This is a genomic window from Promicromonospora sp. NPDC059942 (genome assembly GCF_042731755.1).
Classification (GTDB): Bacteria; Actinomycetota; Actinomycetes; order Actinomycetales; family Cellulomonadaceae; genus Promicromonospora.
Genome location: NZ_JBHWLR010000010.1, coordinates 197,056 through 210,353, shown reverse-complemented (window position 1 = coordinate 210,353; position 13,298 = coordinate 197,056). Strand labels below are relative to the sequence as shown.

The following is a 13,298-nucleotide window of genomic DNA, read 5'->3' as shown; positions in this document are numbered from 1 at the left end:
ACCCGGACATTACCCTTGCGAACATGTCCGAAACACAGCAGACCGACGCGCCCGGCGCTCATGAGGCCACGAGCGCGCACGAGGCGTGGGGCGCACCGCGCAGCCGTGACCTGACCTGGTACGACCCCCTCAGGACTGCGGCAGAGGCGCCGCTGACGTCCGGCGTCGAGTTCCTGCGCCGGATGCGCGACGGCCTCATCCCGCCGCCGCCGATCGCCTCGCACTTCGGCCTCGACATCGACGAGGTCGAGGAGGGGCGCGTGACCTTCCGGTGCACGCCCGACGAGTCCGGGTACAACCCGATCGGCACGATCCACGGCGGCGTGCTCTGCACGCTGCTCGACACGGTGTGCGGCTGCGCCATCCAGTCGGTGCTGCCGCAGGGCAAGGGCTACACGTCGATCGAGATCAAGGTCAGCTACGTCAAGGCCGTGCGCGGCGGCGGCGGACCGCTCACCGCCGAGGGCACGGTCGTCAAGGCCGGCTCCCGCGTGGGCTTCACGGAGGGCGTGGTCCGGGACGCGACGGGCGCGGTGGTCGCGACGGCGTCGAGCACGCTGCTGATCTTCGACCTCCCGACGCCGACGGCCTGACGCACGTCGGCCCGGGCCCGAAGTGCGCTTCTACCCAGTCATTGGGCCCGTAATCACGCTGTTTTCGGGCCCAATGACTGGGTAGAAGCGCACCTTCACGGCGACGCGGGCCGCGGCCGGCCGAGTCAGCCGTGGGGTCGCGTCAGCCCGTGATGACGAGGCCGACCACCCACGCGCCCGTCGCGATCAGCGAGCCCACGAGCTGGACGCCGATCGTGATCAGCGTGGCCTGGACGGCGGCCTTGGTGGCGGACCAGGCGGCCGACACGTCCCGGCGGCGCGCCCACTCCAGCAGGAAGATCGCGGCGACGAAGAACAGGAACAGGCCGATCACGGGCACCACGAAGAAGCCGATGATGCCCGCGATGCCGCCCACGGCGAGGGTCAGCACGGGCACCTCGGCCTTGCGCATGTGCTTGCCGGCGAGGATCCACTGGAACACCTCGGCGACGGCGATGGCCACCGCCGCGATGCCGAAGACGACCCACGCCTGGACGCCGCCCGTGAAGATGGCCCACACGAGGATGCCGCCCAGCACGAGCACGGCGCCCGGCAACACCTGAACGACGATGCCGATCAGCCCGACCAGGATTGCGACACCGACGAGTACCTCTGCCCATACGTCCACGGCCGCACACTAGCCTGTTGGTGCAAATCGGACACGGAGGGCGGCGGATATCCTGCTCGCCATGAAGCACGAGGCGGCCGGCTACCTGGCCAGGCTGGGCCTGGAAGCGCGGCCCCCGGCGACGGTCGGGACCCTGTTCGAGATCCACCGGCGGCACGCCGAGCGCATCCCGTACGAGAACCTGCACACCATGCTCGGCGACCCGCCGCCCATCGACGCGACGTCGACCCTGGCGCGACTGGCGGCGGGCGGCAACGCCGGCTACTGCTTCCACCACAACGGCGTCATGACGACGGCGCTGCGGGCGCTCGGCTACGACGTCGTCCCGGCATGGGGCCACAACTGGGACGACGAGGCGGAGCGCCGGGACCTGCACGTCGGGCACCTGGCGCTGACCGTGCGCGGCCTGCCGGCCGACGAGAACCCGGGCGGCGTCTGGTGGCCCGACGTCGGCTGCGGCGACGGGCTGCACGAGCCGCTGCCCCTGGTCGCGGGCGAGTACGAGCAGGGCCCGTTCACCTACCGGTTGGAGGTGCGCGACGACGGCTGGACGTTCCACCACGACGCCCAGGGCAGCTTCGGCGCCGTCGACCTCTTCGACGAGGCGCTCACGCCCGAGCAGGCGGACGCCGCCCACCGCCGGCTGACCGCGCCAGACGGCGGGGCGTACGCCCGCAAGCTGGTGGTGCAGCGCCGTCTGCCCGACGCCGCAGAAACCCTGCGCGGCTGCCAGTTCACGCGGACCGGGTCACGCGCCGAGCAGGTCGAGCTCACGGCGTACGACGACTGGCGCGACGGGCTGCGGACGCTGGGCATCATGCTGCAGGGCGTCGACGACGACGCCCTGCGCGCACTGTTCGACCGCAGCCTGGCGGCGCACCGCGACTGGCTGGCGACGCGCTAGCGGCGCCGGCCCGCCCGGTGCGCGCTCGGTGTCAGTTCCAGAACACCGCGACCGCGATGTTCACCAGGGTGAGGCCGAGCACGGAGCCCTTGAGGCCCTGCGACACGTTCTCGCCCTTGCGCACCGCGAGGACGGCCAGCACCGCGACGGCGAGCGCGATGATCAGCTTGACGCCGATCTTCGCCATCGACGGACCGCCGTCGTCCCAGAGACCGCCCATCTCGGCGATGCCGACCATGATGACGCCCGCGACGACGGCTCCCATGGCACCGTGCGAGACGCCCTTGTAGAGGGCCTTGGTCCGCAGCGACGCGATCGAGCCGCCGAAGACGAGCGCCCAGCTCGCGAAGTGCAGGAACACGAAGACGTTGTAGAGGAACTCCATGGTCGGCAGCCTATCCGCGGCGGGGGTCCGAACCACCTGAAATCCGCGCGCCTGGGGCGTTAGTGACAATTTTCACGAGGCTCGCAACGACAGGTCGCCCACCCAGCTCCAGGACCTCGGCACCCCGTGTTGCTCGTCAGCTTGCAACGCCGTGGTCCTGGTTGGCCTGACCTGCAGCTTCCACGATGGCCGAGTGGAGTTTCGGCCCCTCGCGCACCACGCCGTTCGAGTCCAGGAGAACTTGCCGGGAGATCTGTCGACCGTCGCGCAGTTCGAGGACAACCCTCGGATGCACTGCCCAGCGCGACCACTCCGGCCTCCACTCTCCCGGCAGGACGTAGGCGGAGGCGACGTCCTGGGGCTGAAGCCGAATGGTACGAAAACGTCCGCGGACCAGCAGCGCTTCCCGACTCACCGAGACCCTTGTTCGACCAGCAGTGAACCACCAGTTCAGCACCCGCACCAAGCCAACTAGCAGCACGAACACCGCAATCGTCACTGCGATACCGAGCGTCGCGGAAGAATCCACCTGCCTGGCCGCCAGCAGACCCAGAAATGCCACGGATGCGAGAATCCCGGCGACGTAAACAGGCCTCCAGAGTTGCGATTTCTTGGATCGCAGCACGTACATTGCTATTTCTCGCCAATCAGGCTGTTTCCACCACTACTGATTACCCCCGACGTGGCAACTCCGGCCACGTTTGACGTCACGTAGCTCGTGCCGTAAAGGCGTCTGACGTCGGTCACTCCAAGAGCGTCACCCACGGGATCGATGGACCGTGCCACACTCAGTGCGGGGTTGGCTGGCAGATCGTTCGCAAACCGCTTGACCACGCTCTTCGCCACAACCTTTCCTGCCGCGCCGCCGCCGATCATCCCCACTGCCGACACCGCAGCCTCGCCCCACTTTCCTTGTCGAGCATAGGCCGCAGTGTAGACGGCGCCACACAGTGCGCCTGCAGCACCGATCGCGAACCCGCAGGCAAACTCGATCGATTTTCCGACCTTGCTCTCTGTCAGATACTCCGCTGCATCACCAGAGGCATCCCACGCCTTATCCGCCGCGTCCGAGGCCCAGTTGCCGACGTCCTTGAGCCAGCTGTTCTTCTGCTCCCGCTTCTGGGTCTGTGCCTCTCGCGCCTGCGCTGCCGCCCTTTCCTGGGCCTTCTTCTGCTGGATCCGGCGCTGCTCCAGCCGCCGATGCGCCGCCGCAGCAGCCGCGATGCGCGCCTTTGCCCCGGGCGCATAACCGCCCCGCCCGTTGTAGACGGGCCGGTCCCCGATCGAGTTCGGGCCCTTGTACGACCCCCCGTTGTTCCACCGACCGGTGTACCCGGTGCGGTTCGGGGCGACCTGCCAACCACCTGATCCGGGCTTCCCCCGCTTGGGCGCCGTGTACGCGCCGTCGATCAGCGGCCCGAGCAGCAGCCCGGTCGGGTCGGACCACGTCAGCGGGTTGTTGTTCGCGTAGGCGTACGCGTTCCACTGCTGCGGGTCGGCGAGGTCCATGACCGGGTCCACCGAGATGAACGACCCCAGCACCGGGTCGTACAACCGCGCCCCGACCGCTGTCAGCCCTGTCGTGTCGGACGGTTTGTCGAGGAACCCGTGGTCCCCCACCCAGTCGGTGCTGCCGCCCGCGGCGGGGTCCGGCAGGCCCGCCGCGCTGTCCCGTGACGCGCCGAACGGGTCGGTGTACCGGCGGGTGATCTGGTTCGTCGTGTTCGCGACCTGGATCGTCGCCGTGTTGTGGTGGTCGGAGAAGATGCTGGAGACGTCGGCATACGTCGAGCCGTCCCGGACCGCCACGGTGTGACCCGCGAACGAGTAGTAGCGGTTGGCCCGCACCTGACCCGTCTGCCCGTCCAGCGTGATCTCCTGCCCCGGCAGGTACAGCGTGGTGTCGCCGTCCTGCTCGCGGAGCAGGCGGTCGCCGTCGGCCGTGTACACGTACTCGTCCGCCGCGGCCTGCTCCGCCTCGGAGACCGAGCCGTTGCCGTCCGTGTCCTCGGCCACGGACTCGAGCTCGCCCTCCGTGTCCCAGGACAGCTCCTGGGCCTTCTGGCCGGCCACGGCGCGACCCGTCATGTTCCCCGCCTGGTCGTACGAGAACGCACTGGTGCCCAGGACCGCGCCTGTCGCCCCCTTTGCCGTCACGGAGGTGACGGCGTGCGGCCGCGCCGCACCCGCGACCGGACGGGTGTAGCCGGAGGTGACGTTCCCGCCGTCCGCCGTCGACCGGTGCAGCGCGCTGGACGTGCGGTTCCCCACGGCGTCGTAGGCGTACGACTTCCAGTACGGGTCCCCGCCGCCGAGCGCGGCCACCGACGGCGCCGTGGCGCAGTTGCCGCTGGTGGGCGTCCACGCACCCGTCAGCCGCCGCGCCCAGTCGTAGGTGAAGCACTGCCGGTCGGACGGCTGGCTGCCCAGAGCCGGATCAGGGGTGTCCGCGACGGACAGGACGTTGCCCGCGTCGTCGTACGTGTACGCGGCGTCACGCAGCTCGTTCAGCGGATCCGTCTCCGCGCCGACCTGCTGTGTCGTCGTCACGCCCTCGAGCCGCCGGGTGCCGCGGTCGTAGTAGGAGTTCTCCTGGTACGCCTTGGTGTTCCCGGTCCGCAGGGACGAGGTCTCGCCCGTGGGGAGGAAGTCGGCACGCACCACGTAGTTGCCCCAGCCGAACCCACCCGTCAGTCCGTCCGCCACGTTCGTGGCGGAGTAGTAGGTGGTCAGCCCCTCGGCCGTGATCCCCCCGGCGGCGGGCACGCTCTGCGTCCTGACCCGGCCGTCCTGCGTGTAGGTGTACCGATAGGTGTACTGCCCCGCCAGACCGGCCGGCGTCGAGGCCGACTGCGGTATCGAGACGGTGGTCGCCGTCGGCTGGTACCGGTTGGTGAACCCGTCGACCGTCGTCGTGAGCTGGACGCCGTCGTGGTGCCGGGTGGTCGCCGTCTGCTGGCCCTTCACCACTGTGCCGCTCGCGAGCTTGTCGTACGACCACGACGCCCGGACGGTCCCGGTCACGCCGCCCGCTCGAAGACTGGTCTTCCGCCCCAGGTTGTCGTAGGTGTACCCCAGCGTCTCGCCCCGCGAGTCGGTGGTGGTCAGGACCTGCCCCGCGGCGTCGTACGTCGTGGAGCTCGCGCCCTTGTCCGGGTCGGAGGCGCTGGTCTGCCGGCCGCGCAGGTCGTACCCGTACGACCACTCGTTGCCCGACGGGTCGGCGACCCCGACCAGCCGGTCCGCGTCGTCGTACGCGTAGCTGGTCACGTGGTGCGTGCCCGACGGCGACCCGCCCTCGTACTGCCACAGCTCGGACGTCCGTCCGCGCGAGTCCGTGACGGTGGTGGTGGGCGTGCCGCCGGCCGGCGGGTCCACGCTCACCCGGTCGCCGCCGTAGGACGTGGTGGTCGTCCAGGTGTCCAGGTAGGCCGTCTCGCCGTCCGTCTGGTCGCCCTCACCCGACTGGAACGTCTCCGAGACCGGCCGGCCCGCACCGTCGAACGCGGTCAGGACGCGAGAGTTCACGGCCTTCGCGGAGACGACGAGCGCTGCCGACGCCGCCCCGGCGGTCGACCAGCCGTCCCGCGTCACGGTCGTCAGGCCACGCGAGTCGTACAGGGTGTCGGAGACGACCCGGCCGAGCACGGTCGCGCTGGCGGAGGGGGTCTGCGTCTGGCGCTCGCGCAGCAGTCCGTCGTACAGCGCAGAGGACGCGACGTAGCCGGAGGCGTCCCAGTTGAGGGTCTCCGTCAGCACGGTGTTCAGCCCGGAGTCGCTCACCTGGTAGGTGAACTTCGAGGTGGGGTCGTTCTGGTCGGGCACCCGGCCGGGCTCCCACACGGCGGTCAGCCGCCCCAGAGCGTCGTACCGCCCCTGCGTGACCTTCCCGTTCGGGTCCGTCGCCCGCGTCGGGGCTCCCCACAGCGGGTCGACGGCGGTGGTCGTCACGTGTGTCGTCAGCGGCCCGGTCCCGTCCGGGTCGGGCGAGGTCGACGTGGTCGACCGGGTCAGCCCGCCCGTGTTGTCGTAGTCGGTGGTCGTCACGTTGCCCAGGGCGTCGGTCGCCGACGTGGGCTGACCGTAGCTGTTGTACTGGGCCTTCGAGGTGTCGACGTAGACGGGCGCGCCCGAGGTGTACTTGTCGGCCTCTTGCGTCAGGGTGACCAGCCCGCGGGAGGGCGCCGTGCCCACCGCACCCGAGTCGTAGGCGTACCGCACGTCCGAGACCACGTCCTGCGGCAGCGAGGCGGTCTGGTCGCACCGCACGCCGACCGTCTCGACCCGCTGGGCGGTGTTCAGGATGTTCGCGGTCGTGTTGCGCACGTAGGTGGTCCTGGTGCAGAGCTCGTCCCCGGTCGCTCCGGTGCTGCCGTGCTCCGAGACGGTCTCCGGCATCCCGTAGGAGTCGAACGTCGTCTCGGTCGACGTGGTCAGCGCGCCGCCCGCGGCCAGCGGGGTGACCGTGTCGGCCCGCGCGACCCCGGTGCGGAACGCCTTCTTCGAGGTGTCGTCGGGGTCGGTGGCCGTCGCTGCCGACCGCCAGGGTGTGCTGACGGTTCGTTCGACGACGTCGGACCCGTCGTAGGTGATCTCCTCCCGCACCATCCCGGCGTACTGGTCCAGGTCGTCGATGCCGTCCACCTGCTTGCTCGTGGTCCCGCCCGCGCCGTCCCGGTCGCCGTGCATGCCCTGGAAGTACCGGTACGCCGTGTGCAGCCGCGGCGCGTCCTCGTCGCCGGAGGCGCCGGTGTACACGTCCACCTGCGCGTAGCCGCGCAGCTCACCCCACGTGCGGTGCTTGGGCTTGATCAGCTCGTTGTCGGTGTAGCGCCACTCCGGCCCGCCGGTGTACTCGTACGTGGTGTCCATGGGCACCGTGCCGGCGACCCGCCCGTCCTGCGTGACCGACTGGACGCGGTAGTGGTGGAAGTACTCCATCACCTGCTCGGCCGCCCCCTCGGGGGTCCACCACACCGGCTGGCACCGCATCGAGTTGCTCTGCGGGCTGTCCGGCAGGTTCGAGGTCGAGCACTCCTGTCCCGAGTAGGCGATGGTGGTGATCCCGCCGGACTCGGACCGGATCTCGTCCAGCCGGTACCGGGTCATGGCGGGGCCCAGGTCGCCCGTCGTGTCGACCCGGTTGTCCTTCTGCGCGCCGTGGAACTGGACGTCCGGCAGCGTCACGTCGGCCGCGGCGCCGCCGAGGCCCGTGTGCCGGATCGACTGCAGCCACAGGGCCGGGCTCTGCCCGTCCCCCGCGTCGGGGTAGGACTGCGTGAGGCTCCACCGGTCCACCGGCACGAGCGTGCCGCCCTCGCGGATGTTGGTCGTGACGTCCGTCAGGCGCTTGCGGTCGTAGAACGCCGGCGCGGTCTGGGGGCACGTGGTGCTGGAGGTGCAGATCAGGTCCTGCGGGACGTCGGGCCAGTGGCTGCTGTTGGCCGCGTTCAGCTTGCTCGCCGCACAGTCGAAGTCCGCCGTCGGGAGGCAGCGCTCCGCGTACGCGAAGGAGATCTCGGCGGGCGCCGCGGTCGTGGCGCCGGCCCGCGTGCCGTAGGTCGCCGTCGCCAGACGGGCCCCCGACACGTACTCGGTGGTGGAACCGTGGGAGTTCAGGTTGTGCCCGTACCGGTTGGTCTCCCGCTCGTAGGTGTACGAGATCGTGTTCCCGGACGTGTCCTCGACCTTGTCGAGGTTCCACCGGTACGGCATCTGCGGGCACGACGAGTCCGCGAACGCCGTGGCGTGGCACGGTTCGCCGGGGTGGTTGCCGTACACGCGCACGTACTGGACGGACAGGGACGCGGTGCCGGTGCTCGTGAGCCCGCCGCCGAACGTGTACTTCGTGCCGTCGTCGGTGGTCACCACCCAGTGCTCGCCGTCCTGGCCCCCGCCCGCGCCGCCCGTCGCGCGGACCACCTTCGTGTTGTCGTCGTTCTCGGGGCGCCACGTGTTCGTGCTGCCGTCGCGCACCAGCTCGGTCGAGGACCCGTTGAACACGAGGGTCGCGTTGTTCGACTTCCAGCACAGGTCGCCGGTGTCGCGGGTGGCGTTGTTCGGCGCCTGCTCCTTGACCGCGCCCTGGTCCTCGGAGCACGGCACGTACGTGCGCTCCACGTACCCCGAGAGGTTCGCCTCCCACCCGTCGCCGACCTTCGACGCCTGAGAGTTCGCGGAGACGACCCGCCCGTCCAGGCTCGCGGAGGAGTAGGACAGCGAGAGCTCCGGCGCCAGCCCGCCGGGGACCGGCGGCGTGCGCATCGGGTAGGACCAGGAGAACGCCCCGCTCTGGGTGGACACGTTCCAGGACGACGACGGCGACAACGACGTCGCGCCCCAGTCGCCCGCGGACCCGGCCGTCCCCGTCGTGACGGCCAGGACCAGCGTGTCCTCGGCCGCCCGGGCCGACGACCCGGGGATCTCGACGTCACCGCTCAGTTCGAGGGTCTGCGGATCCAGATGCGCACCGGGGACCGGGCTGGCGTCCCTGCAGCCCGCCACCTCCGGCGAGGTCACCGCGCACTCCGGCAGCTGGACCAGCCGCAACCGGTGCACCAGGTCGGCACCCGCTCCCGCGAGATAGGAGACGTCCAGCCCCACGCGCACGTGGCCGCCCGACGCCGGTCCCGGCGTCGCGGCCGTCGAGGCATCGTCCCGCCGGGGCGCCGCACCCTTCTCGGCGACGAGGTCCGCGGCCCGGAGGGTGACCACCGGTCCGGCGGCACCCAGCGACTCGACGACCGGCCCGGTCAGGTGCTCGACCTCGACCGGCCCGGCCGCCGACCGGGTGCCCGTGGGGCGGAGCTCGACGCCGAGGTCGCCGGCCCGGCCCTGCACGTCGTCGGCCTCGCGGCGGGCTCCCGAGCGGGTGCCCGCGTCCTGATCCACGGCTGGCAGGTCGAGCGTGACCGCACCGCCGTCGGGAGCCGTGACCACCTCCGGCCGGTCGCCCGGCATCGGGTCCAGGTCCGCGGCATCGCGGACGTCGTCCGATGTCAGCTCGGTCGAGTCCACGAGGTCCACGTCCGGCGCCTCGAACCCGAGCGAGTCGGTGTACTCCCGGGCCTCGTCGAGCGTCATCCGCTGCCGCTCGGCCGCGTCGACCCCCGCCGCGACCGCCGGCGCCACCGCGGGACCCGCCAGGATCAGCACCAGGGCGCCGGCCACCACGGCCGCCCCCCTCGCCGAGTGCTGACGCCGTCGACCTGCTCCACGATCCCGCACGCTCTCCCCCACTGCTCGGCCCCCTCGCCGGTTCGTTCCCTGGAACCCGGTCATGTCCGTTCCTGCCGCGCCGGTCACGGGACGTCTGCCCCGGTACAGATGTTGGCCAGCGTGTCCTCGTCGTAGATGTGCCCCGCGGCGACGCGGACCTCGTCCACGGCCCCGTGGAAGGGCAGGACCGGGCTGCCGTCCTTCATCCCCGACCCGAGCCGCAGGTGTCCTGCCACGTTCCACGGGTCCCAGGTCTCGTCGGGGTCGATCACCCCGTCGCCGTCGTCGTCCGTCTCGAACCTGGCGACGGCCCCTGACGCGGGCCGCTCGGCGGGGAAGGCGAACATCGGGCAGGCCCACGCCTGCAGCGACTTGTCAGCGGCGTCGTAGACGCCGACCACGTGGGTCCACTGCCCGACGACGGCGGGCACCGGGGTCAGGGAGGCCACGTCCGGCGAGTTGGGCTCGTTGTCCCGCGCCTGCCAGAAGGCCCAGCAGGGTGCGACGTTCCCCGCGTTCGCCGGGTCGGCGTCGGTGGGGCAGCCCTGGCTCGTGGAGAACCCGAGGTGGAAGCCGGACCGGAAGTCCCCGTCGACCGTCTCCGCCGAGGTCGGTGTCTGGGTCACCGCCACGCCGGACTCCGCGACCGAGTCCGGGCGCAGGAACGCCGAGACGGTGAACGACTCGGTGCCGTTGACCACCGGCTTCACCGACGTCGCGGCGTCGTCACTGCCGGCCAGGTCGGGGTTGAACAGCCAGGCGCCGTCCGGCACGCGGCCCTCCGGGTTGCCCGACGGGTCCGGCGGCCACATGCCCAGCGGCTCGGTGCCGCGGGTCCACGTGACCCCACCGGTGGCGGTCAGCGAACCGGCCGTCGACGTCCCGTCACCGTTCACCGCCGTGACCGACGGCGTCCCGTCGGACCACGCGGTGTCGTTGAACTGCCAGTGCGCGGTCGTGGACGCGAAGCCCACGTAGAACTCGTAGACGGTCGGGTCGGAGACCAGACCGGCGGCGTCCTCCGAGTAGACGGCGACGTAGTTCAGGCCGGGCCTGGTGATCGGGATCCCGATCGTCGCCGGGCCACCCGGGGACGTCGGTGCCTGCTCGTTCCCGTACGTCTGCGAGTTCAGGGAGTACCGGTATCGCACCACGTCCGACGACCCGTTCGCCGAGAACGTCACCCCCAGGGCGACGCCCACCGCGCCGGCGACCTTCCCCTCGGGATAGTTCGAGCTGGTCACCACGGGCGGGTTCGGGTCGGACGTGTCCACCGTGAAGAAGCACAGGGGTGAGTCGCTCCACGCGGTGGTCGCCGTGCTGCCCGACACGGAGTCGGTGGAGGCCACCTGGACCCGCCAGCGATACGTCTGGCCGGACTCCAGGCCCGCACTGCCCGGAACGGTGATCGAGCGCACCGTGCTCGCTCCCGCCGGGGCGGACCAGTCCGAGTCCCAGATCGGCAGATCGGTGGCCTGCGACTCCACCCGGAACCGGATCTTGACCTCGGTGGTGCCGTCCGGCTCCGAACCTCGGGCGTTGATCTGCGGAGTGGCGTCGCGCACCACCGCCCGGTTCGCCAGGTCCGTGCAGGCGAGCGGGGCGGCCCCGTCCGCCGGCACGATCTGGGTCTGGCTCTGGGTCGGGGGCAGCGGCGGACGGTCGAACAGGATCGACAGGGTGCCCGAGGAGCCGGTGTACCGCTTCCACCAGCTCATAGACGTCTCCGAGGCGGTACGCATGCCGACGGTGATCCAGGACTCGTCCCTGTTCGCCGCCGTCCGGACGCGCGCCGTGACGTCGAACTCGGCCCGGGTCGTCCGGCCCGCGCAACCGTCGCGGTGGGTACCGGTCCACCGGTCCTGCACCGCGTTCCAGCCGATGTCGTCCCAGACCGTGGACGAGTTGATGTTCTCCGCGATGCCGTAGACGTCGACGGACCGGGCGTTGCAGTCGAAGCTGTGCGTGCCCGCGACCGCGAACTCCGCCCGGACGACGTCGGTCCCGGCCAGCTCGGCGAGCGTGACCCCGTCGGTGCCGTAGCGCAGGTTGCTGAACCGCCACAGGAGCCGCTGGACGTTGCGCTGCGTGCACCCGGTGTTCGCCGCCGGGTCGCACAGGCCGACACCCTCGTCTCCCGAGAACCGCCAGTGGGGGGTGTTCTTCCAGGCCGAGTAGTTCTGCACCATGGCCCACCCCGCCGGGGTCGGGGACCCGATCTTCGGGTCGAGGAGCAGGGGCATCTCGAGGTCCGGGTCGGCGAGCATCTCCGCGTCGGGCGTCACGGTCACCTGCCCACCCAACGGCGTCTCGGTGACGTCGATGCCCATCGTCGCCACCATGTCGCCGGCCACCGGGTTCTCCAGGCGGACGTCGCCCTCCCCTGACTCAGCGGCCGAGCCGGAGTCGGAACCGGCCAGGATCCCGGCGGAGAACGACGCCGGGCGGTCCGTCGTCCCGACTGCCGGCTGGTCCCAGGCCGTCGACCCCGCCGAGTCCCACATGAGCGCGGGGCCCGACTCCCACACGGTGATGCCGCCTGGTTCGACGACCTCGAACCCGGGCCCGTCCGCGGCCCGGCGCAGGTCGAGACCGTCGGCGGTCCGGAGCGTGAAGTCGAGTCCCAGGTCGGCCGCCCCGCCGAGGAGGTCCTCGCGGAGATGGTCGAGCGCGCCACGGTCGGCGACCCGCACGACCGGCGTCGCGGTGGTGCCGTCCTCGTTGACCGACACGATCAGGTCGACGCCCTGGCCGAAGGAGTAGGTGACGCTGCGAGCGGCCTCGTCGACCACACCCGTCGTGGCGTCCGACGGCGGGAGCGACGCGGAGAACATGCTCACCCGCTCGCCGGGCGCCCCGAGCGTGACCAGCGGCAGACCGGCACCCGCCCGGCCGCCCGGGTTCAGCCAGACCGGCTCCACCCCGCCCGTCACGGGGATCATCCCCGCCAGCTCGCCGGCGCCCTCCGGCGCGTCCTGGATCTGCACGTCGACAGGCGCCCAGACACCGTCACCGTCACCGTCCTGGCGGACCGCGCCGGCCGAGTAGTCCATCCGCAGGTTGCCCGACGCCGTGACGAAGCCTGTCGTGAACTCCGACAGCGTCTCGCCCACCCGGGTCTCACCGCCGCACTCGACGGCGACCTCGGTCGCCTGGGCGAGGGTCTCGACCTGCTTGGGGCAGTCGGCCACGACGGCCGGCCGTTCTCCGCCGCGCTCCGTCGTGGTCGTCGGTGCGGCACCAGCCCCTATGGCGCCGCTCGCGGCAAGGAGCACCGCCAGAGGGGCCGCCAGGACGAGATGTGACGTGCCCGTTCGGGCGCCACCGGACGTTCGTGCGCGAACCTGCATCAGACGACTCCCCCACCGCGACGACAGCGTGCACTGGCACGGTTCGACGCATGGCAGGTCCGCTCGCATTTGCCATGCCTCGCCTTGCCGGTGCCCAGACCCTGACAGTTGGGTAAATGAGCGTCAAGCGGGTTTATCGGGCGAAATAGCCTGACCGAGGTGGGCGAACGGCGAGAATTCACCCGTTCCATCCACAGGGTGAAACCTGCCGTGCAGCAAC

7 protein-coding genes are annotated in these 13,298 nt (G+C 71.1%); 2 read left to right on the top strand and 5 right to left on the bottom strand.

The annotated features are described in order from the left end of the window. Window positions 1–23 precede the first annotated feature (23 nt). Window positions 24–593: a PaaI family thioesterase gene (locus tag ACFV9Q_RS17970; protein WP_377235496.1), complete on the top strand. Its 570-nt coding sequence runs from the start codon at window positions 24–26 to the stop codon at window positions 591–593. A 142-nt stretch (window positions 594–735) separates the two neighbouring features. Here the strand turns inward: ACFV9Q_RS17970 and ACFV9Q_RS17965 are convergent, their stop codons facing one another. Further along, the gene (locus ACFV9Q_RS17965) at window positions 736–1,221 is read right to left on the bottom strand and encodes a DUF456 domain-containing protein (protein WP_377235495.1); all 486 of its coding nucleotides are present in this window, start codon (window positions 1,219–1,221) and stop codon (window positions 736–738) included. Between the two features lie 61 nt (window positions 1,222–1,282). On the opposite strand from ACFV9Q_RS17965, the gene ACFV9Q_RS17960 reads away from it, so the two are divergent. Further along, window positions 1,283–2,125: an arylamine N-acetyltransferase gene (locus ACFV9Q_RS17960; RefSeq protein ID WP_377235494.1), complete on the top strand. Its 843-nt coding sequence runs from the start codon at window positions 1,283–1,285 to the stop codon at window positions 2,123–2,125. A 31-nt stretch (window positions 2,126–2,156) separates the two neighbouring features. On the opposite strand, the gene ACFV9Q_RS17955 is transcribed toward ACFV9Q_RS17960, so the two are convergent. The 4 genes from ACFV9Q_RS17955 to ACFV9Q_RS17940 form a co-directional block, all read right to left on the bottom strand. Next, window positions 2,157–2,510 carry a hypothetical protein gene (locus ACFV9Q_RS17955; protein WP_377228608.1) on the bottom strand — a complete coding sequence of 118 codons (354 nt, stop codon included), beginning with the start codon at window positions 2,508–2,510 and terminating at the stop codon, window positions 2,157–2,159. 136 nt (window positions 2,511–2,646) lie between these two features. After that, complete coding sequence (locus tag ACFV9Q_RS17950) at window positions 2,647–3,141, bottom strand: hypothetical protein (RefSeq protein ID WP_377235493.1); 495 nt, start codon at window positions 3,139–3,141, stop codon at window positions 2,647–2,649. A gap of 2 nt (window positions 3,142–3,143) precedes the next feature. Next, window positions 3,144–9,683: an RHS repeat-associated core domain-containing protein gene (locus tag ACFV9Q_RS17945; protein WP_377235492.1), complete on the bottom strand. Its 6,540-nt coding sequence runs from the start codon at window positions 9,681–9,683 to the stop codon at window positions 3,144–3,146. 128 nt (window positions 9,684–9,811) lie between these two features. Next, window positions 9,812–13,078 carry a LamG-like jellyroll fold domain-containing protein gene (locus ACFV9Q_RS17940; protein WP_377235491.1) on the bottom strand — a complete coding sequence of 1,089 codons (3,267 nt, stop codon included), beginning with the start codon at window positions 13,076–13,078 and terminating at the stop codon, window positions 9,812–9,814. Window positions 13,079–13,298: the final 220 nt, after the last annotated feature.